The organism is Halolamina sediminis (assembly GCF_001282785.1).
Lineage (GTDB): Archaea > Halobacteriota > Halobacteria > Halobacteriales > Haloferacaceae > Halolamina > Halolamina sediminis.
The window spans coordinates 1,809,075-1,832,547 of sequence record NZ_CVUA01000001.1 but is presented as its reverse complement, the minus strand read 5'-3'; the positions used below and the strand labels follow the sequence as shown (position 1 = coordinate 1,832,547).

The window sequence follows — 23,473 nt, the reverse complement described above, 5'->3', positions numbered from 1 at the left end:
TCCGGCGTTCTTCCCGGACCGCGAAGAGGCTTACCAATCCCGCCAGCTTCGCTCCTACTCGTCGACGGGCACGCTGAGGAGGTGGACGACGACGCTCCCGACGAACAGCACCGCGCCCGCCGCGGCGAGGGCGACGCCCGGGGAGACAGCGTCGGAGAGCAGCCCGCTGCCGAGCTGGAACGGGACGACGGCCAGCCCGCTCACCATCGACATCGCGCTCAGCGCCGTCGCACGCCCGACGGCATCGATCCTGTCGTTGACGTACTGGCTCGCGAACACCCTGGTCGCCTCCGAGAGCCCCCGCACGAGCACGAACGCGATGAACGCAGACACCGGCAGCACCCACTGGCCGACGAGCAGCAGCCCCACCGCGAGCGGGACGACGAGGAACCACGAGCGAAGCCCCACAGTCGATCGGATCCACTCCGCCCGGTACGTGACCGCCGCGGCCACGAGGCTGATCGCGCCGTAGTACCACCCCAACAGCGTCTCCACGTCGCCCAACCCGTAGCCCGCGGCGACGGTCTCGATCCGAGGCTGGAGGAAGATGAACGCGAGATACGTCGCCGCCGCGAACAGCACGTAGTAGAGCACGAGGAACGAGCGGAGCCGCCGGTCGGCAAACGCCGCCCGCACCGCGTCGAGGCTGGCCGACAGCGTGGTCCGGTCGGCGGGATCGTCGCCGTCGTCGTCGACGGTCAGCAGAATCAGAGCGCCGACGCCCGTCACTGCCGCCGCCGCGTAGAAGGGGTAGGCGAGGTCGGCCGACGCGAGGTAGCCGCCGACGACCGCGGCGACGACGCCCGCCGCGAGCGCGAACGACTCGCCGCGGCCCCGCAGATCCGAGAAGGAGCGGCCGTCGCCGACCAGCGAGTCGTAGAGCCACGCGTCCTCCGTGCCCGAGCGGAACGTGTAGCCCAGCGACCAGCAGACGTACAGCCCGAGGAAGGCGGGGAACGTCAGCGATTCGTCGAGTCCCCCGGCCAGTCCGAGCCCCAGCAGCGTGAGTGCGATCGTGGACGTGCCGACGATCAGCCCGTTGCGCCGGCCGAGCCAGTCACCGAGGTAGCCCGTGGGGATCTCCCCCAGCACCGTCGTCACGTTGTAGGCGGCTTCGAGCACCGTGATCTGGAAGAAGGAGAGCCCGGCGCTCGCGAAGTAGAGGTACATGATCGGCCGGTAGAGCTCGACCGCTTTCGTTGCCTTGTACGCGTAGTAACGCGCGACGGCGGCCGATGGCATCGGTCGAACCGGGCAGCGCCAGCAGCAAAAGCCCCCGGGTATGCCACAAGAGCTACCCCCTTCGGACGCCCAGTACGGGGTATGACTGACGACGGTCCCTGCGAGAACCCCTCCAGCGACGACGGGTCGAGGACTCCCGACAGCGACGACGGATCGACGCCCGACGACGGGCAGGTGTACTGCCGGGACTGCGGCGCGATCATCACCGAGAAGGCGGAGATCTGCCCGAAGTGTGGCGTCCGCCAGCAGTCGCCGGGGTCGTCGATGGACGACCTGATCGAGGTGTTGACCAACGGGGAGAACCCGTTCGTGGCCGCGGTGTACTCCGCGATCCTGCCGGGGCTCGGGCAGTTCTACAACCGCGAGCCCGCGAAGGGTGCGACGATCGTCGTCGCCAGCTTCGTCGCGATGCTGTCGGTGCTGGCGCTGGTCGGGATCGTACTCTACCCCGCCGTCTGGCTGTACGCGGTGTACGACGCCTACGTGGTCGCCGACGGGCGGGAGCCGCCGCTGGACGTCTAGTCCAGCAGCACCGACGCGACGAGGAACAGGCCGTGGTGGACGACGATCGCGACGAGCAGCGCGGTCGCGATCGGGCCGGGCGGCCGCTGTACGCCGCCGCCGCTCAGCACCACCGCCACCGCCGGGAGGACGAAAAACGTCAGCACCAGATAGGCGTGTGCGTACCGTCCGGGAAGCCGGCCGAACACGCCGTCGTCGGTCGTCTGCACGTCTCCGGTGTCGCCGGCTGGGGACATAACCCCGGCGGAGCGCGGTCGGTGGCCGACCCGCAGCGGTCGCCGCCGACCGAAGGCTGAAACCCTCTCGTTCCCTCCGCCCGCTGTGTACAACGTTGCCGTCGTCGGCTGTGGGGTCATCGGCCACCGGCTGGCCGACGCGTTCGAGGCACACGTCGGGACGACCCTCCACGCCGCCTGCGATCTGCTGGAGTCGAAGGTCGAATCGTTCGCCGCGGAGTACGACTGCGCGGCCTACACCGACCACGAGACGATGGTCGCCGAGGACGCGGTCGACATTGTCTACGTCGGCGTACCGCCGAACGCCCACCGCGAGGTGGTCGAGGCCGCTGTCGACGCCGGGAAGCCGGTGCTCTGTGAGAAGCCGATCGCCGAGGACGCAAGCGTCGGCGCCGAGCTTGTGGCGCTGGCCGACCGGAGCGACCAGCCGACGGCGATCAACCTCCCGTTCCGCTACACGCCGGGCGTCCGGGAGCTGATCGACCGAATCGACGCCGGCGATATCGGCGAGCCCCGGCGGATCGAGCTCACGTTCCGCTTCCCGCAGTGGCCTCGCGAGTGGCAGGACGTCGAGTGGCTCGCCGGCCGCGAGCAGGGTGGCCCCCTCCGGGAGGTCGGCACCCACTACCTGTTCGGGGTACAGGAGGCGTTCGGCGGCGTCGACTGGGTGGACACCGCGGTCGAGTACACCGCCCCCGGGCGCTACGAGGCGTCGATCACGGGCTACTTCGCGGCCGACGGCGTCCCGGGAACGATCGACCTGCTGACCGACTGCGGCGCGGACGAGCAGAACTCGATGACCGTCGTCGGTACCGAGGGGTCGTTGACGCTGCTCGACTGGTACCGACTCGCCGAGAGTAGCGAGGGGACCGAGCAGCAGGTGGCCGTGGACGAACCCGGCGAGACGACGCTGCAGTTAGTCGAGGAGTTCGTCGCCGAGTTGGACGGCGACGGCGGCGATCTGGTAAGCTTCGCGGAAGCGAACCGCGTGCAGCACGTGGTCGACGCGGTGTTCGCGTCCGACGGCGAGCGAGTGCTCGTCGACACCGAGTGAGGGTCGATCCGCGCCACCTCCCGGGGAGGCGGGACGTAGTTATTGGCCAACATTTATTCCCTCGCAGAAAAGTTAGTTGAGCAACATGACTGGCGTCCAGATCGAGTGCGATGACTGTGCGGGAACGCTCAGTCACGCCGGCGGGTCGAACTGTGACGAACTCCTCGAGTGTGACTGTGGGAGCCAGTACGTCGTGACGATCAGCAAACTCTGAACCGAAACCGTGTCGTGAGACCGACACGGTGGGGATCTCCACCGTCAGCCGACTACCGCCGCAGCAACAGCACGCCGACGCCGCTGGCGATCCCGGCGATCAGCGCGAACACGAGGAACAGCACTGTCTGGTTCGAGTACGTCAGGATCACGCCGGCCAGCCCCGCGCCGAGCGCGCCGACGCCGAAGTTGCCGAGGTAGGTGTAGCCGTAGGAGAGCCCGCGGGCGGACTCGGGAGTGTACTCCGCGACGGCGGCCTGATAGATCGGCTGGACGATGAACAGCGCGAAGCCGAGCACCGCACTCACCAGCAGCAGCGGCGCCGCGCCCATCGACGCCAGCGGGAGGAACAGCACCGCAAGCACCGCCAGCGCGCCGAAGGCGTACGCGATCCCCTGCCCCGGCGAGAGCCGCTCGGTCAGCCGGCCGCCGACGTACTGGCCGGCGATACCGACTGCGAGCAGGCCCGAGTAGACGTAGTTCGCCGGCTCCTGCGGTTCGCCGGCGATCTCGATCGGCTGGAACGTCTCCAGTCCCGCGAGCAGTTCGGGCAGGAACGTCAGCACGCCGCGGTAGTAGAGCCCGTTCATCATCACGACGACGAACACGAACGCGAACGCGCTCTTTGCGACCATCATCGACACGTCGAGGAACTCGCCGATGGTGTCGGGCGTGTCGTCCTCCTCGTCGTCGTCGCTCCGGTGGGTCGACTCGTCGACGTCGTCAGACTGCGTCTGACTGGCAGACGAGCTTCGCTCGTCGACGTCGACGAACAGCGTAGCGGCGGCCGCGACGAACGCCGGTACCGCCAGCACCGCCGCGACCGTCTCCCAGTCGAGGAACGCGAGCATCACCGTCGTCGCCAGCGGCCCCGCCGCGATGCCGATGTTGCCGGCCATCCCGTGCAGCGCGAAGCCCCGGCCCTGCTCGGAGACGCCCTTGCTGATCAGCGCGAGCCCCGCGGGGTGGTAGACGCTGGCCGCGGCGCCCCACAGCACCAGCGCGACCGCGATCGCGATCACCGCGGGGCTGGTCGAGATCACGGGGACCGAGCCGATCGCCCCCGCGGCGGCGCCAGGCGCGACCGAGAGCACGAGGAACGACCCTCCCATGCCGACCAGACAGAGCGCGATCAGCTTCCGCGAGCCGTAGCGGTCCGCGAGCACACCGCCCGGCAGCGCGCCGATACCAAACAGCGCCATCCCGACCGCGACGACGATACCGAGCTCGGCCGCCGTCGTCGCGAACTCTGCCAGCCAGATCCCCACGAGGATGGGCACCGAGAGTTCGTACGTGTGGACCAGCGCGTGGGCCGCCCCCGCCAGCCCCACGATCCGCCGGTCGTTTCCGTCCATGTTGCCCACCCCGGCACGGACCCGCTTGAATGGACGGTTTCCGGCCGGTCTATCGCCCTCTGCAAAACCACTGGTTATATTTGTGAGTAAAATTATTACCGAGTATGTCGACTCACGACGGCGATCGGATCCAGACGACACACATCGGCAGCCTCCCGCGGCCCCCGGAGCTGCTCGACCTGCTGCGGACCCGCGAGGCCGGCGGCGACGTGGACCCCGAGGAGTGGGACCGCGTGAGCCGCGAGGCCACCCACGACATCGTCGACCGCCAGCTCGAAACGGGCATCGACGAGATCAACAACGGCGAGCAGCCCCGCGTCTCGTTCAACTACTACGTGGGCGATCGACTCACCAACATCGGCGGCAAGCGCGAGCAGGAGCTGTGGGCCGATCTGGAGGAGTACCCCGCCGTCGCGGAGGACACGTTCGAGACCGACGTGATCGACCTCGCGAAACAGCCCGCGGTGACCGGCGAGATCCGCTACGAGGGCCACGACGCCGCCGAGCAGGAAGTCGAACAGCTCCGCGAAGCGCTGGAGGGTACGGGCGTCGACATCGAGAACACGTTCTTCACGACCGCCTCCCCCAGCGTCGTCGCGGCGACCCACGTCGACGAGCACTACGACGACCACGCGGAGTACGTGTTCGACATCGCCGACGCGATGGCCGAGGAGTACGAGCTCTTCGCGGAGACGGGCGCGACGATCCAGATCGACGCGCCGGACCTGCTCGCGACGGGCCACAGCCACCTGTTCGCCGACGACAGCGTCGAGGAGTTCCGCGAGGTCGTCGAGCTCCACGTCGACGCGCTCAACGAGGCGCTCTCGGGCATCCCCGAGGAGCAGGTCCGCCTCCACACCTGTTGGGGGAGCTACGAGGGCCCCCACCACCTCGACACCGACCTTGTCGACATGCTGCCCACGCTGTACGAGGCCGACATCTCGGGGCTGAGCGTCGAGCAGGCCAACCCCCGCCACCAGCACGAGTACCGCGCCTTCGCCGAGCACCCCCTGCCCGACGGCTGGACGCTGATCCCCGGCGTCGTCGACGTGAAGACGAACATCATCGACCACCCGGAGACGATCGCCGACCGCATCGAGCGCGTCGCGACCGTCGTCCCCGACGACACCGAGATCGTCGCCGCGCCCGACTGCGGGTTCGGCACGCAGGCCGGTCTCGGGATGGTCCACCCCGACATCGCGTGGCCCAAACTCGAAGCGCTCGTCGAGGGCGCCGAGATCGCCTCGGAACGACTCCGGTAGCCGACCGCTTCCACAACGCTCTTCTTTAGGCTGACCAAATCCTCCGTCGAGGGATGCAGCTGACTCGACGGGACGCGCTCGCGGCGCTGTCGGCGGCGGGGATTGGCAGCGTCGCGGGCTGTTCCGCACCGGACGCCGACTCGTGGGACGAGGGGGAACCCAGCGGCGACGCCGATCCCGAACTGGGTGACGACGATCTGGAGACGCTCGTGGCACTCGCGGGCGTGCTCTACCCCAGCGAGGTGGAGAACGTCGGCGAGTTCGTCACGGAGTGGGTTCGACCCCGCGTGCGCGAGCGTCCCGAGCACGGCCGCGGGATGCTCGACGCGGTCGCGACGCTGAACGAGTACGCCGAGAGCCTCGAAGGGGCGGCGTACGCCGACCTCGACGCCGGGACCCGCGAGGAACTGCTCTCCTATATGGCCGTCGACACCGCCGATCCCGACCCGGACGGCGACGACGACCAGCGGGTGCGCTACTATCTCGTGAACGACCTCCTGTTCGGCCTGTACGCGTCGCCCACGGGCGCGTCGCTGGCGGGTCTCGAGAACCCGCCGGGGTATCCGGGCGGCACAGCCAGTTACCAGCGGGGGCCGGAATGAGCAGAGTCCAGTCCTCTCAGGATCGCACGCCCACCGAGAACGCCGACGTGTGTATCGTCGGCGCCGGCCCCGCGGGCGCGATCGTCGCGGACCGTCTCGCCGCGGCCGGGCACGAAGTGGTCGTGCTCGAAGCGGGCCCGCGGTTCGACCCCGACGACCGCGAGGAACGGATGGAGACCCACCTCCGGCCCGGCGACGACACGCCGATCTGGGGGATGGGCGGCCCCCGCGACGCGTACACCTCCGGCGGTGATCGGTTCTACCCACTCAACGCCGCCCGCGTGAAGGGCGTCGGCGGCTCGACGCTCCACTGGCAGGGGATGGTGATGCGCCTGCACGAGCAGGACTTCCGACTCGACTCGGAGCTCGGCATCGCCGAGGATTGGCCCATCGACTACGCGGACCTCCGTCCCTACTACGCCGCCGCGGAGGAGGCGCTCGCGGTCGCGGGCGCGTCGGACAACCCCTTCGCGCCGCCGCGGGAGCAGCCCCACCCGCTGCCCGCGTTCCCGCCGTCCTACAGCGACTCGCTGTTCGCCGAGGCGTGTGAGGAACTGGAGATCACGACCCACTCGGTGCCCAACGCTCGCAACTCCGAACCGACCGACGGCGAGAGCGCCTGCGTCGGCTACGGCACCTGCCGGCCGATCTGTCCCTCGGGCGCGAAGTACCACGCGCTGCGACACGTCGACAGCGCCGAGGGCGAGGGCGCTCGTGTGATCGACGAGGTGCCCGTCCAGCGGCTCGAACACGATTCGTCGGGCGAGCGCGTCACCGCTGCGGTGTACGTCACGCCTGAGGGCGAGACGTACCGACAGGAGGCCGAGGAGTTCGTGCTCGCGGCGGGCGGCGTGGAGACGCCACGCCTGCTGCTGCTCTCGGAAAGCGAGCAGTACCCCGACGGGCTCGCGAACGGCTCCGGCGCGGTCGGGCGGTACTTCATGGACCACCTGTTCGCCGGCGTCGGCGGCCGCCTCGACGAACGCACCCGGCAGAAACACGTCGGCTTCAACACCACCGAGAGCCACCAGTTCTACGACCGCGAGGACGCGAGCCGCGGGGCGATCAAGCTGGAGTGTCTCAACTACGCCGGCCCCGCGCCCGCGGACATCGCGATGGGGGCGGAGAGCTTCGGCGACGACCTGCTCGAAGAGATCCGCGCGGGCTACGGGAATCACGTCGCGATGGGCGCGCTCGTCGAACAGCTCCCCCGTGCGGAGAACCGCGTCACGCTCGACCGCTCGCGCACCGACGACCACGGCAACCCCGTGCCCGAGGTCGTCTGGTCGCTCGACGAGCGCACCCGCCGGACGATCGAGCGGGCCAACGAGATCCAGCGCGCCGTCTTGGAGGAGATGGGCGCCGAAATCGAGTGGGTCGTCGGCCCGGACTCGACGGGCCCCGCTTACCACCACATGGGCACGACCCGGATGGGTACCGACCCCGAGTCGAGCGTCGTCGACCCCGACCTCCGCACCCACGACCTCGGGAACCTCACGATCGCCGGCAGCTCGACCTTCGTCACCGGCGGCGCGATGAACCCCACGCTCACCATCGCCGCGCTGTCGCTGAGAGCCGCCGACGCGATCGAGTCGCGCCTCTGACTCGGACTGTCGATCGCCCAACTGGTTTTGGCTGCCCGAAAAATCGGCAACGTTTTAGGACTCCCTAAACAATCGGCGAGCAATGAGTGAGCAGGACATCTGCGTGATCGTCCCCACGATACGGGAGTACGAGTGTATGGAGGCGTACATCGCCAACGCCCGCGAACACGGGTTCGACACCGACCGCCTGTTCGTCGTGCTGGTCACGGAGGACTTCTGTGACACCGACGAGATGGCGACGATGCTCGACCAGCTCGGCGTCGATGGCGCCGTCTTCGACGGTACCGCCCGCGAGGAGTGGTTCGCCGAGCAGGGTGCCAGTGAGTACGCACACCTAATTCCCGAGGCCAGCCACGCCCAGACCTCCTTCGGGCTGCTGTACATGTGGGCCCACGAGCGCTTCGACTACGGCGTGTTCATCGACGACGACACGCTGCCCCACGATGACGAGGACTTCTTCGGCACCCACATGGAGAACCTCTCTTACGAGGGCGAGATCGAGTCCCGCGCCTCAGACGAGTCGTGGGTGAACGTGCTCGACGACGCCGACGGCGACCTCTACCCGCGTGGCTACCCCTACGCGGCGATGGACGAGGACGTCGACCGCGAGCCCACCCACGTCGACGACGTCGTCGCTTCGCAGGGTCTTTGGACGAACGTCCCCGACCTCGACGCAGTGCGAATCCTGATGGACGGCGACCTGCAGGGGCAGGCCCAGAGTCGCACGACTCGCGACGACTTCGGCGAGGACTTCGTCGCCGCAGAGGGCCAGTACCTGACCGTCTGCTCGATGAACCTCGCGTTCCGCCGCGAGGTGATCCCCGCGTTCTACCAGCTACCGATGGACGACAACCGCTGGGACGTGGGCCGCTTCGACGACATCTGGTCGGGGCTGTTCCTGAAGCGCGCCGCCGACGTGCTGGGCAAGCAGGTGTACAACGGCGGCCCGCTGTGTGAGCACAACAAGGCGCCGCGCTCGACGTTTGACGACCTCCAGAACGAGGTCGCCGGGCTCGAGCTCAACGAGCACGTCTGGGAAGTGATCGACGACGCCGCCGCCGGCGCGACGTCCTACCGCGAGGCGTTCGCGTCGATGGCCGACGCGCTCGCGACCGGCGATTTCGAGGAGTGGAACAACGGCGCGTTCCTGAACTACTGTGGTGAATACATGAACGACTGGATCGACTGTCTCGACGCGATCGAACCGACCGCCGCGGACACCGTGGAGGTGCCCGCCGATGACTGACGAACCGACTTCCAAGCGCCGCCGCCGGCTGCTCGCGAGCCTCGCGAGCGCCGGCCTCGTCGGCGTCGCCGGCTGTAACGGCGGCGGGACCGAAACCGAGGGCACGCCGGCTGACGGGAACGGCACCGCCACCGACACGCCGAGCGGGAGCGGCGGCGACGGCAGCCTGGGCGCCGAGTTCTCGGAGTTCCGTGGCTCGGGCGTGCTCGCGCAGGGCCGTGACGAGGTCGGCGGCACCCGGATCGAGGAACTGCCGAACCTCGAGGGCGAGCTCACCATCTACCTCGGCGGCGGGGAGGGCGGCCTCTACCGCGACCTGATCAACAAGCTGGAGGAGATCTACCCCGACTTCTCGGCGACCCCCCGGGTCTCCGGCACCGCCGACGCCGCGAACACGATCATCACCGAGGGGTCGGCGACGCCCGCCGACGTGTTCTGGTCGGTCGACGCCGGCTCGCTCGCGGCCGTCGCCGCCGAGGAGCTGACCAGCGAGCTCCCGAGCGAGGTGACCGACCCCGTGCCCGAGGAGTTCCACCCCAACGGCGCGTGGGTCGGCACCGCCGGCCGCGCCCGGGCGATCCCGTACAACACGGAGGCGCTCGACGAGAGCGACATCCCGGACGACGTGATGGACCTGCCCGACTCCGGCATCGCGGGCAACATGGGCTGGGGCCCGACCTACGGCGCGTTCCAAGCGTTCATCACCGCGATGCGGATCACGGAGGGCAAGGAGGCCACCCGGCAGTGGCTGCAGGGGATGGTCGACGCTGGCATCACCGAGTACGCGAACGAGTTCTTCGTCTCCAACGCCGTCGCCGACGGCGAGATCCAGGCCGGCTTCGCGAACCACTACTACGCGCTCCGCGTACAGGCCGCGCGACCGAGCGCGCCGATCGACCTCGCCTTTACCAGCGGCGACGCGGGCGCGCTGATCAACGTCGCCGGCGCCGCGGTGCTGGAGCCGAGCCCCCAGCAGGAGCTTGCACGGACCTTCGTCCGGCACCTGCTCTCGGCGGAGGCCCAGGAGTACTTCGCGACCCGCGCGTACGCCTACCCGATGATCCCGGGCGTGCCGCCGGTTGGCGACCTCCCGCGTATCGACGAGCTCAACCCCCCCGAGTTCGACCTCGCGCGGCTCTCCGAGATCGGGCCGACGGTCGAACTCATGCGTGAGGTCGGCGTCCTGTAATGGGCGCCGCTGGCGACACCACTCGCGAACCGGAGGGGCGCCTCCGGCTGTTCGCTCGGCGGTTCCTCGGGCTGGACGACGACGGCGTCTCGACGCCGCTGGTCCTGCTCTCGGGAGCCATCGCAGCCGCGGTGCTGTCGCCGCTGCTCTGGCTGTTGCTGCGAGCCGGCGAGGTGCCGCTCGCGGAGGCACGGTCGCTGATCGGTTCGTCGGGCGACGTGTTCGCCAACAGCCTCGCGCTCGTCGCGATCGTCACGACCGCCTCGGTGCTGTTGGGCGTCCCGCTTGCGGTGTTGACCGTCCAGACCGACCTGCCGTTCCGCCGGTTCTGGACCGTCGTCATCGCGCTCCCGCTGGTGATCCCCAGCTACGTCGGCGCGTTCGCGTACGTCTCGGCGTTCGGTCCCGACGGCGAGCTCGCGGACGCGCTCGCGCCGCTGGGCGTCCAGATCCCCGAGGTGTACGGGCTCGGTGGCACCGCGCTGGTGCTGACGCTGTTTGTCTACCCGTACGTGTTCCTCACCGCCCGCGCGGCGCTGCTCTCCTTCGACGAGACCCAACTGGAGGCCGCGCGCACGCTCAACGTCGACTACTTCGCGGCGTTCCGGCGGGTGATACTGCCACAGATCCTCCCCGCCGTGACCGCGGGTGCGCTGCTCGTCGCGCTGTACGCGCTGTCGGACTTCGGGACGCCGACGATCATGCAGTACGACGTGTTCACGCGGATGATCTACGTCGAGCTCAACAGCTTCGGCGACGGCCGGAACAACGCCACCCTGCTGTCGCTGCAGCTGTTGACCGTCACCGCCGTCGTGGTCGCGCTGGAGTCCCGAATCGGTGACGGCGAGGACTCGGGCTACGGCGCGGCCTCCTCGTCGTCGGTGTTGATCTCGCTGGGGCGGTTCCGCTGGCCGGCGATGCTGCTGCCCGCCCTCGTGTCGACGTTCACGCTCGCGCTCCCGGTCGGCATCCTGACGATGTGGTTCGTCCGCGCCGAGGCGCTGGCGTACGAGGTGGGCGGCCGGGCGTTCGAGGCCGGTTTCGCGCTCAACTCCGTCTACGTCGCCGCGCTGGCGGCGGCCGTGACGCTCGCGCTGGCGATCCCCGTGGCGTACTACTCCGGCCGTTCACGGTCCACGTTCGCGTGGCTGACCGAGCGGGCGACGTATCTGGGCTACGCGATGCCGGGGGTCGTGCTCGCGCTCGCACTGGTGTTCTTCAGCAGCAATCAGCTGGCGGAGTGGTTCGGGCCCACCGCCGCGCGGGCGGTGTACCAGTCACTCCCGCTGCTGGTGTTCGCCTACGTCGTGCGGTTCCTGCCCCAAGCCGTCGGCGCGACCCGGTCGTCGGTGCTCGGGGTCGATCCGTCGCTGCTCGGCGCCGCGCGCGTGCTCGGCGAGCCGCCGCGGCGAGTGTTCCGGCGGGTGACGCTGCCGCTGATCGCCCCAGGCGTGCTCGCTGGCGCGGCGCTCGTCTTCCTGACGACGATGAAGGAGCTCGACACGACACTGATCCTCCACCCGACAGGGTTTACAACGCTGGTGACGTACATCTGGCGAGTTCAGGAGGGCGGCTACTACGGCCGGGCGGCGCTGCCGGCGCTGGTGCTGGTGGTGGTGTCCGGACTCTCGATGATCCCCCTCCTCGTTCAGGGACGCGATCAATGAGCAACGAATACACCCCCACGACCGACGAGCGAGCGGCGGAGCGAGCAGCCGAGCGGGCGGACACGAGCGTCGACGACGACGCCGAGACGGTGCTCGAACTCTCGAACGTCGCCAAGGAGTTCGCGGGCGAGCGGGCCGTCGACGGCGTCGATCTCGCAGTCCGGGAGGGCGAACTTCTCACGCTCCTCGGGCCGTCGGGCTGTGGGAAGACCACCACGCTGCGCACGATCGCCGGCCTCGAATCGCCCACCGAGGGCACCGTCCGCGTCGGCGGCGAGGTCGTCGCCGGCGAGGGACGAACGGTCCCGCCGGAGGAGCGCGACGTGGGGATGGTGTTCCAGGAGTTCGCGCTGTTCCCCCACCTCTCGGTCGCCGAGAACGTCGCGTTCGGCCTCGACGACCGCGACGGCGACGTCGCACAGCAACGCGTCGCCGACCTGCTCGACCTCGTCGGGCTCGAGGGGTACGGCGACCGCTCCCCGACGGAACTCTCCGGCGGGCAGCGCCAGCGGGTCGCGCTCGCGCGCTCGCTCGCCCCCGAACCCGACGTGTTGCTGCTCGACGAGCCGTTCTCGAACCTCGACGTGGCGCTCAGAGTCGAGATGCGCGAGGAGGTGACTCGGATCCTCAACGAGGCCGGCGTCACCGCGGTCTCGGTCACCCACGATCAGGAGGAGGCGCTGTCGATCTCCGACCGCGTGGCGGTGATGTCCGACGGCCACGTCGAACAGGTCGGCAGCCCCGAGTCGCTGTTCGAACACCCCGAGTCCCGCTTCGTCGCCTCCTTTCTCGGCCAGGCCAGCTTCGTCCCCGGGGAGATCACCGACAGCTCCGTCGACACGACGATCGGCTCCTACGGCCGCGACCTGCTGAAAGGCGTGACCGACGAGTACGTCGGCGCAGAGGTGGACGTGCTGGTCCGCCCCGACGACCTCCGGCTCGCGCCGGTCGACGGCGAGGCCGGCCCCATCTCCGCCGAGACCGAGGCCGTCAGAGCGAGCGCGGACGGGGGGGCGCCGACGGATTCGGCCGCCGACGGGGGGACGCCCTCGGCCCCAACTGCGGACGGCGTGGTGGTCCGCCGCCAGTACACCGGCCCCTCGTTCGTCTACCACGTCGAGCTCGACGACGGCCCCGTGGTGCGCTGCCTGCACAACCACGCCGAGGAGGTCGACGTGGGCGAGCGCGTGCGCGTCCGTCTCGTCGCCGACCACACCCTCGCTTGGTACCCCGCGGCGTAGATGTCCGGGCAGCCCGCCGACTCCGCCGCGGTGACTGCGACGCTCCGAACCGCCGTCGACGCTGCCCGGGACCGCCTCGACCGCGGCCGGGTCGCGATCCTCCTGCTCGCGCTCGTCGCCGCGGTCATCTCGTTCCTCGTCGCGACCCGCGTCTTTCCGTACCACTCGATCAACCACGACGAGGGCGTCTACCTCCAGCAGGCCGAGCTGCTGCTCTCCGGAAAGCTGTTCCTCCAACCGCCGGTCGACGGGCCGTTCCACCCGTGGTTCTTCGTCGAGAGCGCGCGCGGGCTGTACTCGAAGTACCAGCCCGTCCCGGCCGCCGTGTTCGCGCTGGGACGCGTTCTGGGCGGCTACCCGATCGCGCTGGCGGGGATTTCGGCGGCCGTCGTCGCCGGCACCGCGGCGCTGGCCCGCGAGCTGTTCGACTGGCGGGTCGGCGCCGTCGCGGGCGTCCTCGTGCTCGCGTCGCCGCTGTTCCTGATCCACTCGGGGGTGTACCTCCCCTACGCGGCGACGGCGGCGTTCGAACTCTGCTTCGCGGTGGGGTACCTCCGCGGGGAGCGGACCGGGAGCCGGCGAATGGCGGCGGTCGCCGGCGCCGCGATCGCGACCGCCTTCTTCGCCCGACCGTACACCGCCGTGCTGTTCGCGTCGCCGTTCATCCTCCACGCGGTCGGGACGCTCCTCCGCTCGGGCGCGTGGCGGGCGCCGTTCGACGACGTGACCGATGCCCAGCAGGAGCTGTTCGTCCGCCGCCTCCTGACTGCGGGGCTCGGCATCGTCGGCGTGCTGGTCGCGCTGGGGTACAACGTGCTCGTGACGGGCGAGCCCCTCGTGTTCCCGTACCAAGCGTTCGCGCCGGAGGACGGCCCCGGCTTCGGCCACCGCGAGATCCTCGGCCACGAGGAGAACTACACGCTCGAACTCGGGATCGAGTCGAACCGCCGCGTGCTCTCCCAGCTGTTCACCGAGTGGGTCGCGATGGGGACGGTGGGCGCCGCACTCGCCGCCGCCGGCGTCGCCGCGACCGCGGGATCGGCAGTGCTCGGCCGCGTGCAGGACGCGAGCGAGCGCGCGTCCGCAGCGCTCACCCGCCGGCGCGCGACCGTCGCGGGGATGTTCGTCTCGATCGCGGCGGGCAACGTCGCGTTCTGGGGGAACTTCAACATCCTCGGCGCGCTCACCGCGCAGGACGACGGGTTGATCCACAGCCTCGGCCCGTACTACCACTACGACGTGCTCGTCCCGACTGCGGTGTTCGGCGCTGTCGCCGTCGTGTGGGGTGCCGACAGGCTGGGGAGTGTCGCCGCCCGGCGACTTCCGGACGCGCTGACGGCCGGCCGAGTCGCGCTTGCCGTCGTGATCGTGGCGGCGGGGGTCGCCGCGCCCGTCGCTGCCGACGCGGCGGAGCGCCCGCTGGAGCACAACGCGGGGGTCAGCGAGGAGCTCGCGGCCGCCTACGAACCGTTCGAGGAGGAAGGCGGGCTCTCGATGGGCAACGCCGCCCTCGGCGGTAATCAGACCGACGAGCAGACGCTCACGTTCCTCACCCCGGTGTACGGCCCGTGGCTGAACCACCCGTTCCAGGCGGTCCGGAACGACCCGGAGTTCGACGGCCCGTCGCTGTACGCCATCGGCGACTACGACGAGCTCGACGTGGCCGCCGCTAACCCCGACCACGAGCTCCGGCGGTACGTGATGCGCGGCCCGTGGAACCCCGTCGACGGCGAGCGCGTGACAGCCGAACTGCGCCCCGTCGAGCGTATCTCGGGGGAGTCGGTCAGGATTGACGCGGCGGTCGGCGTCCCCGAGGGCGCCCAGTCGGTGTCGATCCGCGCCGGCGGCGACGGCGGGCAGACGTACGCCGCCGCGACCGAGAGTCCGGGGACCCTCGGGCTGACGCTCACCGTCAACGAGAGCACGGCGCGACTCGCCGGCGAGGGGATCCGACAGCCGGGCACGTTCGAGGTTGAGGACCGCGACGAGCTTCGTGTCACGGTGTTCGTCTCCACCGGGCCGAGCGCGGGGTTCAGCTACCAGCTCGTGTTCCCGATCGACACCGCCGGCGACGAGGTGCGCGCGCTGTCGCCGACACGGGAGCGCTGTCCGGTGCCGGATCGCTGTGTGCCGGCGGGGCTGGGCCCGTCGCCGCCCGGGCAGTTCGCGAACGCGACGGTAGAGGCCGTTTCCGGATAGTGTTCGCGGGTTTACGGCTGGTCTGCGCCGGGGCTGACGTACTCCCGGATGGGCATCCACCACCAGCGCCACTTCCAGACGAACAGTGCGCCGCCGAGTAGTACCGAGGTCCAGAGAACGGCGATATCGCCCGTGTAGAGCCCGTAGGCGGGGAGGACGACGAGCAGGGCGACGAAGAGGAGGAGTCGAGTGGGGAGGAACTGGTCGCGGGACACGACGCCCCGTTCGGAGGGCCGGTCCGTGAAACTGTTCGTTCGCCGGTGGTGCTACTCGTCAGACGTGAACAACAGCACGAACACGGTCAGGCCCGCACAGCCCACGAACAGCGGGTGCGGCTCCCCGGTCTGTCCCGTGTAGTACGCGGCGATCACTCCCGCCGCGACGGCGATCAGTGACAGCGCGATCGTTACTCGTTTCTCGACGTCGACTTTCGGAACTGCGTTCTCGAACATCGGTCTGAGTGGGTGTGTTCGTCGTGACTACGCGGTCAGTTGCGCGTACGTGATCGCCATCAGCGTCAGATTGTACAGCCCGTGGGTGAGGACGGGAACGGCGAAGTTTCCGGTGCGCTCGTAGGCGTACCCCCAGAGGAGCGAGACGGCGCCGACGACGCCGGCGGCCAGCAGCGTTCCGAGCGCCGTTCCGTCGAAGTTGAGGAGGTGCCACCCCGCGAACAGCGTGCTCGCGCCCGCCACCGCCGGCCACGTGCCGAACTGCTCGCCGAGGCGGCCCTGCACTGCGCCGCGAAACAGGAGCTCTTCGGCGGGGGCGATCAGGAGGACCGACGTGACGCCGATCCACAGCGTAAGCGACGGGGTCGCCGACACCATGCCGCCGATCGTCGACGTGATGCTGCCCGACACGGCCTGCCGGAGCAGCGTCAGGCCGAACGCGGCGGCGACGGAGGCGGCCACGATCGCGCCGACCAGCAGCGATCCGTTCCGCGAGGGCAGACTGATAGGGAGGTCCAGCGACCGCCAGCGGACGTAGCCGAGCGCGAACGCGAACACGAGCAGTTGGCCCGGGAGCCCGAGCGCGAACTGCACCGTCCCGTCGTTCAGCACCGCTTCCGGCCCGAGGGCGAGGGCAGCGATCAGGCCGGCGAGGAAACTCGCGCCGACGTTGACGACGAGGCCCGCTACCGCGAGTCCGATCGCGACGCCGACCGGGCGGAGGGTGGAGTGATCGTCAGACTGTGCGTTCGAACTGTCGTTCGTGGAGGGCATCGTGAGTGGGGTGAATCAGGTGCCGTCGTCCGGTTCGTACGTGAATATCTCTTCGATCGAACAGTCGAAGTAACGGGCGAGCTTGAAGGCGAGTTCGAGCGAGGGGTCGTACCGACCGCGCTCGATCGCGTTGATCGTCTGTCGCGCCACGTCGAGTTCCTTCGCGAGCTCCGCCTGTGTCACGTCCGCTTTCGCTCGCCAGACTTTGAGATCGTTCTCCATCGGTCACATCCGCCGGCTGTGGTAGCCCATCGACCCGAGGAACGCCACGATCGCGACGGCTGCCGCCGCCAGCAGCGCGTTCTGGGTCGAGACGCCCACCGGGGAGTAGTCGACCGCCCGTGCCAGCGTGACGAGCGTCGCCAGCGTGCAGAGCCACGCCGCGGCGCCCGCACGGTGGGTGATTCGGTTCATGCGCTCGTCGCTCATCAGGCGGCCCCACACTCTGTCGTCGATGAACAGCGCCATCACGAGGAGCGTCCCCCAGGTGAGCGCCGAGCCGCCGATCACCAACCCGAGCGCGAGCTCCGGCGACGACGCCAGATCCGCGCCGACAGTCGCGAGCACCATCCCGATCACCGCGACTGCGAGCGGAACGTCCCGTTGCAGCTTCAGCATCGTATGTCGGGTATATCTGACACAGTGTAATAAGTATTTTCCAAAATGGGTAGTAGCTGCTCCATTCAGTCACGTACTCGAGTTGTCGACAGGGGTCGATCCGTTCAGCCGTACCCCTCGCTACTCGGCCCGAGAGAACCGAACGGCGTCACAGAGACGGTTAGAACAGACTCGTCAACTGCCGCTTGCGCTCCGCCGCACACACTCCCAGGATCGAACCCGCGATCTCGGCGCCGCCGGAGAACGGGTCGAGCTTCGTCTCGCCCAGCCGTTCGTCGTAGGCGATCGGCTCCTCGCGGATCTCGTACCCGCGCATCGCCGGCCGGATCAGCAGCTCCGCCGAGAGCCCGGTGTTCTCCGTCCAGGTGATCTCCTCGATCACGTCCTCGTGGTAGGCGCGCATCCCCGTCGTCACGTCGTGGAGGTACTCCCCCGAGAGCACGCTCGACAGCCCCGCAAAGGCGTAGTTGCCGAAGCGGTTCAGCGTCGGCATCGTGTCCGCACCGTGGTAGAGCCGGTCGCCGCTGACCACGTCGTACCCCTCGTTGATGAGGTCGAGGAAGTCCGGGATCCGCGCCATCGGGTAGGTGCCGTCGCAGTCGGTGGTGATCCGTACGGGGTTGGTCGCCGACAGCAGCGCCTTACACACCGCGTACCCGTACCCCTGGGGCTCCTGCTCGATCACGGTCGCGCCGTGGTCGCGGGCGATCTCGGCAGTGCCGTCGCTCGAACTGTCGACGACGACGACCTCGGCTTGTCCGTCGGTGGCCTCGTCGATATCCTCCAGCACTGGTCCGATTGCCTCCGCCTCGTTGTAGCTGCCCATCACGACGCTCACGTCCGCGAGCGTGTACTCGCTCATGGATACTCGGAGGAGAGGAGATGGTTTAGGCTTGCCGAAAAACTCTGCTCGGAGAACCCCGCAGGCGTTTCCGGAGCGAGTCGGGTTTAAGGTCTCCCCGAGTGCAGAGTACGGTATGGATCTGGAACTCGACGACACGAGCGCACTGGTGACGGCATCGAGCAGCGGTCTCGGCAAGGCGTCGGCGACGGCGCTGGCTCGCGAGGGCGCCAACGTCGTCGTCAACGGTCGAGACGAGGATCGACTCGCCGAGGCCGTCGAGGAGATCGACGGCGTCGGCGACGGCGAGGTCGTCGGCGTCCAGGGCGACCTGACGGAGAAAGACGACATCGAACACCTCGTCGAGCGGACGGTCGAGGAGTTCGGCGGGATCGACACACTGGTCACCAGCGCCGGCGGCCCGCCCAGCGGCGCGTTCCTCGAGACTGACGACGAGGACTGGTACGAGGCGTTCGACCTGCTGGTGATGAGCGCGGTCCGGACGGTCCGGGCGGCGGCGCCGCATCTGAAGGAGTCCGACCACGGGACGATGACGTTCGTCACCTCCCGCTCGGTGAAGGAGGCGATCGACTCGCTCGTCCTCTCGAACTCCGTCCGGATGGCCGTGATCGGGCTGGAGAAGACGCTCTCGAAGGAGCTCGCGCCGGAGGTCCGCTCGAACGCGGTGCTGCCCGGCCCTCACGAGACCTCGCGGATCGAGGAGCTCGTCGAGCAGGCGGTCGACCGCGGCGACTACGACGACTACGAGGAAGGGCTGGCCGACTGGGGCGACGGCATCCCGATGGAGCGCATCGGCGAGCCGATGGAGCTGGGCGACACCGTCGCCTTCCTCTCCTCGCCGAAGTCCTCCTACATCAACGGCGTCGCGCTCCCGATCGAGGGCGGTGCCGGCGCGAGCAACCTGTAACCAGCTACGGCGCGTGAGCGCCTGCGCGCTCCGTCGCGCAGGCTCCGAACCGATGCCGTAGCTGTGTATAGCCGATCACGGCGCGTGACCAGCAAGCGGCGTCGGCCGCTCGCTCGGAGTCGTTGCCGTGGCTGTGTGTAGCCAACTACGACTCCCTACTGCGAGAGGAAGCTGAGCGCGTTCACCGTCGCGTGGACGAGCACGATGACGTAGACGCTGCCCGAAAGCACGTACAGCACCGTCACTGCCAGTGCGGGCACGCTCGTGTACACTGTCGCCTGCAGCGAGAATCGGCCGGTCGCGTAGTGGACTACGGTGAAGACGAGCCACGAGACGACGCCAGCGATGACGACCGACCCCGACAGTGCGGCGAGCCGCTCGATCGGGTAGGCCTGATAGAGGAGGGACTCGGTGAGCCCGGCGGTGACCGCGGTGAACAGGAACACCGCGGCCGGTCGCTCGCCCTGCTCCGCGGAGAACGCCTCGCCCGTGTCCCACTCGAAATGCCGGAAGAGGTTGTACGCGACCGTCGAGAGCGCGATCGTGCCGACGAGCCCGCCGATCCACCAGACGAGCAGGCCGGCGACGCCGCCGACGCCGCCGGCGATCGGTATCGACGGCGGCAGCGTCGCCCCGAGCGAGGCAAACGAGTTTCCCTCGACGCCCACCACATACGCCAGCAGTACGCCCGTTACGAACCACTTCAGCAGGTGCTCCCGGACTGTCTCGTCGTCCGGAAGCACCGCGGGCGTGGCGAACCGCCCGCCGATCCGGCGTGCGGTGGGGTAGCCGGCGAACGCGACGACGAGGCCGCCGGCGGTGGTGACGAGGCTCATCCGGTCTCCGGGGTGGTTTGCCCTTCGGTGCCGGTGGACGGGGACCGTCTCGAGAACATACAGTAGGGGTGACACGACACCCAGTCAGTAAAAGTGTAGGGCCCGACGATCCCGGCTACGGCTCCATACGGAGCGCGTAGATGATACAGAGCAGCCCACCAATCTCCAGCGTCTGGATGAACGCCTGATTCACGGGACCGGGGATCGACGGGAACAGTAGCGAGACCGCCACGACCGGAACCGGGAGTCCGAGGATGATCCCGAAGCCGATCGCGAGGTACAGCATCGGTCGGCTGTCGTTGCGCCGGTAGCCGCGGTAGGCGAGATAGGCGATGAACAGCCCCAGCGCCGCGCCGACCATCTCGTAGGCCTGCAGGAACGCGCCGGTGGTCGCGCCCACTTGGAGTGGTTCGAACATCTCAGATCCCCTCGATCAATCGCGTGAATCGGTCGGACATGTCCTCCCGGCGGTCGATCTCGAGGTGGAGTTCGCCGTCGACGAGCTCGACGGTCACCCGCCGGAGGTTCGGGGCGTACACCTGCTTGTGGTGGCCAGCCTCCGGATCCGGCCGGGTCCGTTCCTCGATCAGGTCGTGCTCCCGGAGCCGTTCGAGCCGCCGGTAGATCGTCGGCCCCGACGCGTCACACCGCTGTTCGAGTTCGCTTGCGGACATGGGTTCTCTGTTCGTTCGAGTGAGGATAGCCCGGGCTGTCTCGTCCTCCAGCAGCCCGGCGACCGCCTCGAGCTCCTCACTCACTGTGTGGGCGTTGTCGGGAAAACCACCTAAAGAGCTACCGGACGCTTCAGCGCGTGAAGCGCTGGCTCCGCCTCTATTGACCCTCCCCGCAATGTGACTGGTAGCGATGTCCGACTCTCCACTCGACGCGGTCGACCGACACCCCGCCGCAACGTACTTCGCACTCACGCTCGCGTTCTCGTGGGGCGTGTGGCTCCCCGTTCTCCCGGCCGTCGACGGGCCGATGGTGAAAGTCGCGGCCCTTCCCGGCGCGTTCGGGCCGCTGGCCGCCGCCGCCGTCGTTACCCGCCTGCGCGGCGAGTCCGTTCGGGGCTGGCTCGTGTCGACGCTCGACTGGCGGCGCTCGCCGCGGTGGTACGCCGCCGCGCTGGCGCTTCCCCTCGGGGTCAGTTCGGCGATGGGCGTCGCGATGTTCGTGCTCGCGGACGGCCTCGCGAAGGGAACTCTCCGTCCCGCGCTCGCGGCGTTCGCGATCAACGTCGTCTTCGCTACGCTGCTCGGCGGCGGACAGGAGGAGTTCGGCTGGCGTGGGTTCGCGCTCCCACACCTGCAGGCCCGCTACAGCGCGCTGACTGCGAGCGTCGTTGTCGGCGCCGTCTGGGCGCTGTGGCACGCACCGATGTTCGTCTTCGGCGTGTACGAGACGGCACCCGCGGGCTACGCAGCGTTTGTCGTCGTCGCCTCGGTCGCGTTCACGTGGCTGTACAACGGCTCGCGGGGCTGTGTGCCCGCGGCGATCCTGATGCACGGGATGCTCAACGCGAGCGTGAACCTCCCGCTGCAAGCCGTCGGTGGGCCGTCGGCGCTCCCGGTGCCGTTCACTGCCCTGCTGGTCGCCGGCTTCGGCCTGTCGGCGCTCGGACTGGTGGCTCGCTACGGCCCCGAGACGCTCTCCGCAGGGGAGAGACGGACGCCGACGTGGACGGGTGATCGGCCGGAACGGCGTGCGACGGCCGAGACGGCGGGGGTGGAGGCGTGACTCTCCCCCGTCGTGCGCTCCCGGAGCTCACGTCGCTCGCGCTGGTGATCGCGACTGTCGCGGCCGGCGTCGTCGTCGCGCCCGCGCTCCCCGAGCAGATGATCGTCGGCTGGCACGTGGGGCTCGACGGACAGATATCGACCACGCGCGGCCCCCGGCTGCTGGGGCTGGTCGCCATCCCTGCGGTCACGGTCGTCACGTACGTCGTGCTGCGGATCACGCGCCTCGTCACCGAGAGAGATTACGGGCTGGACCCCCGGCTGTTCGACGTACTGGCGCATCTCCTCCTCGGGACGCTCGCGCTCGGGCAGGCGTGGCTGCTCGCGGTCAACCTCTGAGACGGGTCGGTCACCCCCCTCCCCTTCGGCCCTCACTCCGTCGGGAGGTCCGCCCCACACTCCGGACACGCCTCGTCGACGACAGTCTCTTGCAGGTCGCACTCGGGGCAGAACTCCCGATAGCACGCGTCGTCACCCATGGCGGGCGGTACGGGGACGCCCGGCGAAAAAACGTTCGTGTGAACGCGTTACTCCTCGTCGGTCATCGCCCCGAACGTCGACTCGGCGTCGGCGGGCACGTCGAAGTCGTGGTAGTGTTCGCCTTTCTCCTTGCTGAGGATGTTGAGCGCGGCGGCGGCGCCGTCGCCCGCGGAGATGACCGCCTGCCACTCCTCGGCGCGGATCATCGCGCCCGTGGCGTAGGCGTTCTCGACACTGGTCTCCATCGTCACGTCGGCGTCGACGACGCCCTCGTCGGTGAGTTCACAGCCCAGATCCTCCGCGAGGTCGCGGTTCGCACCCGTCGCGAGCACCACGTACGGCGCCTCGTGCTCACCGTCCTCGGTGGTCACGGCGAACCCGTCGTCGGTCGTCGTCACGTCGGTCACCTCGACGCCCTGCTTCCGGTCGACGCCGAAGCTGTCGACCTGTGTGCGCAGCGTATCGAGGAAGGCCGTCCCGTCCTGTGAGCCCACGCCGGGGTAGTTGAACAGGTGGGCCTTGTGCATCCACGTCTTGTCGGTGTCGAACACCGTGGTTTCGAGGCCGTTCTTCTCGGCGAACAGTGCAGCGCTCAGTCCGGCGGGACCACCGCCGACGACGATTACGTCGGTCACGTTCGAAAGTTGGCCGCTCGACCCCTAACTCTTTGCACGGTGGCAGGTGTAGTACGTAACCGTCTCTCTCCCGATGGGTCGTCCGCCGGAGGTGGCCAGTATCGACCCTGATAGTCACCACAAAACATTTATCACCGATAGCTCCCTCGGCACGAGTGAATGACGCCGAGCGATGGGTACACGGGGGTGACGGGCGATCTACTGCTTCTCGCCTCGGTCGTGCTGCTCGCGCCGACGTGGATCGGTGGGGCCGAGTTCCTCGCCGCGATGGGGCTAGGGGAGCTCCCGGCCGCGGTCGTCGGCGGCGCCTACGCGTGGGGTCGCGGAGGGCTCTCCGCGGCGATCCTGCTCCGGCGTTGGCGCGCCGGCTCGCTGACGCTGACGCAGTCCTGGATTGCCGAGTCCCTAGAGTCCGTCGCCGCTCGGAGCCCAATGGCCGACTACCCGATGCCGACGTCGGCACGGCTCACGCTGTCGACCGGTGCCCCGGCCGCGGTCTGATGCTCCCGCCGAGAACGAACGCTTTTCCTCCCGCCGTCGC

At 69.1% G+C, this 23,473-nt stretch carries 28 protein-coding genes; 15 read left to right on the top strand and 13 right to left on the bottom strand.

The window, feature by feature from the left end; all coding sequences use genetic code 11:
* Window positions 1-54: 54 nt before the first annotated feature.
* Window positions 55-1,242, bottom strand: a complete 1,188-nt coding sequence (locus tag BN1959_RS09130; RefSeq protein ID WP_053948368.1) for an MFS transporter — start codon at window positions 1,240-1,242, stop codon at window positions 55-57.
* Window positions 1,243-1,323: 81 nt separating this feature from the next.
* On the opposite strand from BN1959_RS09130, the gene BN1959_RS09125 reads away from it, so the two are divergent.
* Window positions 1,324-1,764, top strand: coding sequence for a DUF5683 domain-containing protein (locus BN1959_RS09125; RefSeq protein ID WP_053948367.1), 441 nt, complete (start codon window positions 1,324-1,326; stop codon window positions 1,762-1,764).
* Here the strand turns inward: BN1959_RS09125 and BN1959_RS14720 are convergent.
* Window positions 1,761-1,973, bottom strand: a complete 213-nt coding sequence (locus tag BN1959_RS14720) for a hypothetical protein (protein WP_053948366.1) — start codon at window positions 1,971-1,973, stop codon at window positions 1,761-1,763. The two genes, BN1959_RS09125 and BN1959_RS14720, sit on opposite strands and share 4 nt — an antisense overlap.
* Window positions 1,974-2,085: 112 nt before the next feature.
* On the opposite strand from BN1959_RS14720, the gene BN1959_RS09115 reads away from it, so the two are divergent.
* Window positions 2,086-3,054: a Gfo/Idh/MocA family protein gene (locus BN1959_RS09115; protein ID WP_053948365.1), complete on the top strand. Its 969-nt coding sequence runs from the start codon at window positions 2,086-2,088 to the stop codon at window positions 3,052-3,054.
* Window positions 3,055-3,139: 85 nt separating this feature from the next.
* On the top strand, window positions 3,140-3,268 hold the full coding sequence (locus BN1959_RS15360; RefSeq protein WP_272913565.1) for a hypothetical protein: 129 nt from the start codon (window positions 3,140-3,142) through the stop codon (window positions 3,266-3,268).
* Between the two features lie 52 nt (window positions 3,269-3,320).
* Here the strand turns inward: BN1959_RS15360 and BN1959_RS09110 are convergent, their stop codons facing one another.
* Entirely contained in the window at window positions 3,321-4,622 is a 1,302-nt protein-coding gene (locus tag BN1959_RS09110) for an MFS transporter (RefSeq protein ID WP_053948364.1), read from the bottom strand.
* 104 nt (window positions 4,623-4,726) lie between these two features.
* Here BN1959_RS09110 and BN1959_RS09105 point away from each other — a divergent pair, with 104 nt between their 5' ends.
* From BN1959_RS09105 to BN1959_RS09070, 8 genes are all read left to right on the top strand, one after another.
* Window positions 4,727-5,884 carry a cobalamin-independent methionine synthase II family protein gene (locus BN1959_RS09105; protein ID WP_053948363.1) on the top strand — a complete coding sequence of 386 codons (1,158 nt, stop codon included), beginning with the start codon at window positions 4,727-4,729 and terminating at the stop codon, window positions 5,882-5,884.
* A gap of 53 nt (window positions 5,885-5,937) precedes the next feature.
* Window positions 5,938-6,486 carry a gluconate 2-dehydrogenase subunit 3 family protein gene (locus BN1959_RS09100; protein ID WP_053948362.1) on the top strand — a complete coding sequence of 183 codons (549 nt, stop codon included), beginning with the start codon at window positions 5,938-5,940 and terminating at the stop codon, window positions 6,484-6,486.
* A complete protein-coding gene (locus tag BN1959_RS09095; protein WP_053948361.1) occupies window positions 6,483-8,090 on the top strand; it encodes a GMC family oxidoreductase in 1,608 nt (535 codons plus the stop codon). Before BN1959_RS09100 ends, BN1959_RS09095 begins: the two co-directional genes overlap by 4 nt.
* Before the next feature lie 82 nt (window positions 8,091-8,172).
* Entirely contained in the window at window positions 8,173-9,336 is a 1,164-nt protein-coding gene (locus BN1959_RS09090) for an alpha-1 4-glucan-protein synthase (RefSeq protein WP_053948360.1), read from the top strand.
* Complete coding sequence (locus tag BN1959_RS09085; protein ID WP_053948359.1) at window positions 9,329-10,525, top strand: extracellular solute-binding protein; 1,197 nt, start codon at window positions 9,329-9,331, stop codon at window positions 10,523-10,525. Before BN1959_RS09090 ends, BN1959_RS09085 begins: the two co-directional genes overlap by 8 nt.
* Window positions 10,525-12,192 carry an ABC transporter permease gene (locus BN1959_RS09080; protein ID WP_079978649.1) on the top strand — a complete coding sequence of 556 codons (1,668 nt, stop codon included), beginning with the start codon at window positions 10,525-10,527 and terminating at the stop codon, window positions 12,190-12,192. Before BN1959_RS09085 ends, BN1959_RS09080 begins: the two co-directional genes overlap by 1 nt.
* Complete coding sequence (locus BN1959_RS09075) at window positions 12,189-13,433, top strand: ABC transporter ATP-binding protein (protein ID WP_053948358.1); 1,245 nt, start codon at window positions 12,189-12,191, stop codon at window positions 13,431-13,433. The genes BN1959_RS09080 and BN1959_RS09075 overlap by 4 nt, the downstream gene beginning before the upstream one ends.
* Window positions 13,434-15,632: an ArnT family glycosyltransferase gene (locus BN1959_RS09070; protein ID WP_053948357.1), complete on the top strand. Its 2,199-nt coding sequence runs from the start codon at window positions 13,434-13,436 to the stop codon at window positions 15,630-15,632.
* Window positions 15,633-15,643: 11 nt separating this feature from the next.
* On the opposite strand, the gene BN1959_RS09065 is transcribed toward BN1959_RS09070, so the two are convergent.
* The 6 genes from BN1959_RS09065 to BN1959_RS09040 all read right to left on the bottom strand — a co-directional run bounded on the left by BN1959_RS09065 (window position 15,644) and on the right by BN1959_RS09040 (window position 18,338).
* On the bottom strand, window positions 15,644-15,847 hold the full coding sequence (locus BN1959_RS09065) for a hypothetical protein (RefSeq protein ID WP_053948356.1): 204 nt from the start codon (window positions 15,845-15,847) through the stop codon (window positions 15,644-15,646).
* 51 nt (window positions 15,848-15,898) lie between these two features.
* Window positions 15,899-16,084 carry a hypothetical protein gene (locus BN1959_RS09060; protein ID WP_053948355.1) on the bottom strand — a complete coding sequence of 62 codons (186 nt, stop codon included), beginning with the start codon at window positions 16,082-16,084 and terminating at the stop codon, window positions 15,899-15,901.
* Window positions 16,085-16,111: 27 nt separating this feature from the next.
* Window positions 16,112-16,858, bottom strand: a complete 747-nt coding sequence (locus tag BN1959_RS09055; RefSeq protein ID WP_053948354.1) for a CPBP family intramembrane glutamic endopeptidase — start codon at window positions 16,856-16,858, stop codon at window positions 16,112-16,114.
* A 15-nt stretch (window positions 16,859-16,873) separates the two neighbouring features.
* Window positions 16,874-17,080 (bottom strand): helix-turn-helix transcriptional regulator, encoded by a 207-nt coding sequence (locus tag BN1959_RS09050; RefSeq protein WP_053948353.1) that lies wholly within the window; start codon window positions 17,078-17,080, stop codon window positions 16,874-16,876.
* Window positions 17,081-17,083: 3 nt separating this feature from the next.
* Window positions 17,084-17,476, bottom strand: coding sequence for a hypothetical protein (locus tag BN1959_RS09045; protein WP_053948352.1), 393 nt, complete (start codon window positions 17,474-17,476; stop codon window positions 17,084-17,086).
* 160 nt (window positions 17,477-17,636) lie between these two features.
* The gene (locus tag BN1959_RS09040) at window positions 17,637-18,338 is read right to left on the bottom strand and encodes a dolichyl-phosphate hexose transferase (protein ID WP_053948351.1); all 702 of its coding nucleotides are present in this window, start codon (window positions 18,336-18,338) and stop codon (window positions 17,637-17,639) included.
* 115 nt (window positions 18,339-18,453) lie between these two features.
* On the opposite strand from BN1959_RS09040, the gene BN1959_RS09035 reads away from it, so the two are divergent.
* Window positions 18,454-19,245 carry an SDR family oxidoreductase gene (locus tag BN1959_RS09035; protein WP_053948350.1) on the top strand — a complete coding sequence of 264 codons (792 nt, stop codon included), beginning with the start codon at window positions 18,454-18,456 and terminating at the stop codon, window positions 19,243-19,245.
* 155 nt (window positions 19,246-19,400) lie between these two features.
* Here BN1959_RS09035 and BN1959_RS09030 read toward each other — a convergent pair whose 3' ends face one another.
* The 3 genes from BN1959_RS09030 to BN1959_RS09020 form a co-directional block, all read right to left on the bottom strand.
* A complete protein-coding gene (locus BN1959_RS09030) occupies window positions 19,401-20,081 on the bottom strand; it encodes a CPBP family intramembrane glutamic endopeptidase (RefSeq protein WP_053948349.1) in 681 nt (226 codons plus the stop codon).
* A gap of 115 nt (window positions 20,082-20,196) precedes the next feature.
* On the bottom strand, window positions 20,197-20,499 hold the full coding sequence (locus BN1959_RS09025; RefSeq protein WP_053948348.1) for a DUF7521 family protein: 303 nt from the start codon (window positions 20,497-20,499) through the stop codon (window positions 20,197-20,199).
* A gap of 1 nt (window position 20,500) precedes the next feature.
* Window positions 20,501-20,839 (bottom strand): ArsR/SmtB family transcription factor, encoded by a 339-nt coding sequence (locus BN1959_RS09020; RefSeq protein ID WP_053948347.1) that lies wholly within the window; start codon window positions 20,837-20,839, stop codon window positions 20,501-20,503.
* 106 nt (window positions 20,840-20,945) lie between these two features.
* On the opposite strand from BN1959_RS09020, the gene BN1959_RS09015 reads away from it, so the two are divergent.
* Window positions 20,946-21,818: a type II CAAX endopeptidase family protein gene (locus tag BN1959_RS09015; protein ID WP_053948346.1), complete on the top strand. Its 873-nt coding sequence runs from the start codon at window positions 20,946-20,948 to the stop codon at window positions 21,816-21,818.
* Window positions 21,815-22,156, top strand: a complete 342-nt coding sequence (locus tag BN1959_RS09010; protein WP_053948345.1) for a hypothetical protein — start codon at window positions 21,815-21,817, stop codon at window positions 22,154-22,156. Before BN1959_RS09015 ends, BN1959_RS09010 begins: the two co-directional genes overlap by 4 nt.
* 188 nt (window positions 22,157-22,344) lie before the next feature.
* Here BN1959_RS09010 and BN1959_RS09005 read toward each other — a convergent pair whose 3' ends face one another.
* Entirely contained in the window at window positions 22,345-22,932 is a 588-nt protein-coding gene (locus BN1959_RS09005) for an NAD(P)/FAD-dependent oxidoreductase (protein WP_053948344.1), read from the bottom strand.
* Window positions 22,933-23,091: 159 nt separating this feature from the next.
* Here BN1959_RS09005 and BN1959_RS09000 point away from each other — a divergent pair, with 159 nt between their 5' ends.
* A complete protein-coding gene (locus BN1959_RS09000) occupies window positions 23,092-23,433 on the top strand; it encodes a hypothetical protein (RefSeq protein WP_053948343.1) in 342 nt (113 codons plus the stop codon).
* Window positions 23,434-23,473: the final 40 nt, after the last annotated feature.

Coding starts and splice junctions, on each gene's coding strand:
- BN1959_RS09100 (WP_053948362.1), top strand. CDS start 5,938: ATGCAGCTGACTCGACGGGACGCGCTCGCGGCGCTGTCGGCGGCGGGG.
- BN1959_RS09050 (WP_053948353.1), bottom strand. CDS start 17,080: ATGGAGAACGATCTCAAAGTCTGGCGAGCGAAAGCGGACGTGACACAG.
- BN1959_RS09040 (WP_053948351.1), bottom strand. CDS start 18,338: ATGAGCGAGTACACGCTCGCGGACGTGAGCGTCGTGATGGGCAGCTAC.
- BN1959_RS09130 (WP_053948368.1), bottom strand. CDS start 1,242: ATGCCATCGGCCGCCGTCGCGCGTTACTACGCGTACAAGGCAACGAAA.
- BN1959_RS09110 (WP_053948364.1), bottom strand. CDS start 4,622: ATGGACGGAAACGACCGGCGGATCGTGGGGCTGGCGGGGGCGGCCCAC.
- BN1959_RS09090 (WP_053948360.1), top strand. CDS start 8,173: ATGAGTGAGCAGGACATCTGCGTGATCGTCCCCACGATACGGGAGTAC.
- BN1959_RS09060 (WP_053948355.1), bottom strand. CDS start 16,084: ATGTTCGAGAACGCAGTTCCGAAAGTCGACGTCGAGAAACGAGTAACG.
- BN1959_RS09055 (WP_053948354.1), bottom strand. CDS start 16,858: ATGCCCTCCACGAACGACAGTTCGAACGCACAGTCTGACGATCACTCC.
- BN1959_RS09105 (WP_053948363.1), top strand. CDS start 4,727: ATGTCGACTCACGACGGCGATCGGATCCAGACGACACACATCGGCAGC.
- BN1959_RS09015 (WP_053948346.1), top strand. CDS start 20,946: ATGTCCGACTCTCCACTCGACGCGGTCGACCGACACCCCGCCGCAACG.
- BN1959_RS09045 (WP_053948352.1), bottom strand. CDS start 17,476: ATGCTGAAGCTGCAACGGGACGTTCCGCTCGCAGTCGCGGTGATCGGG.
- BN1959_RS09125 (WP_053948367.1), top strand. CDS start 1,324: ATGACTGACGACGGTCCCTGCGAGAACCCCTCCAGCGACGACGGGTCG.
- BN1959_RS15360 (WP_272913565.1), top strand. CDS start 3,140: ATGACTGGCGTCCAGATCGAGTGCGATGACTGTGCGGGAACGCTCAGT.
- BN1959_RS09000 (WP_053948343.1), top strand. CDS start 23,092: ATGACGCCGAGCGATGGGTACACGGGGGTGACGGGCGATCTACTGCTT.
- BN1959_RS09025 (WP_053948348.1), bottom strand. CDS start 20,499: ATGTTCGAACCACTCCAAGTGGGCGCGACCACCGGCGCGTTCCTGCAG.
- BN1959_RS09085 (WP_053948359.1), top strand. CDS start 9,329: ATGACTGACGAACCGACTTCCAAGCGCCGCCGCCGGCTGCTCGCGAGC.
- BN1959_RS09030 (WP_053948349.1), bottom strand. CDS start 20,081: ATGAGCCTCGTCACCACCGCCGGCGGCCTCGTCGTCGCGTTCGCCGGC.
- BN1959_RS09075 (WP_053948358.1), top strand. CDS start 12,189: ATGAGCAACGAATACACCCCCACGACCGACGAGCGAGCGGCGGAGCGA.
- BN1959_RS09035 (WP_053948350.1), top strand. CDS start 18,454: ATGGATCTGGAACTCGACGACACGAGCGCACTGGTGACGGCATCGAGC.
- BN1959_RS09095 (WP_053948361.1), top strand. CDS start 6,483: ATGAGCAGAGTCCAGTCCTCTCAGGATCGCACGCCCACCGAGAACGCC.
- BN1959_RS09070 (WP_053948357.1), top strand. CDS start 13,434: ATGTCCGGGCAGCCCGCCGACTCCGCCGCGGTGACTGCGACGCTCCGA.
- BN1959_RS09080 (WP_079978649.1), top strand. CDS start 10,525: ATGGGCGCCGCTGGCGACACCACTCGCGAACCGGAGGGGCGCCTCCGG.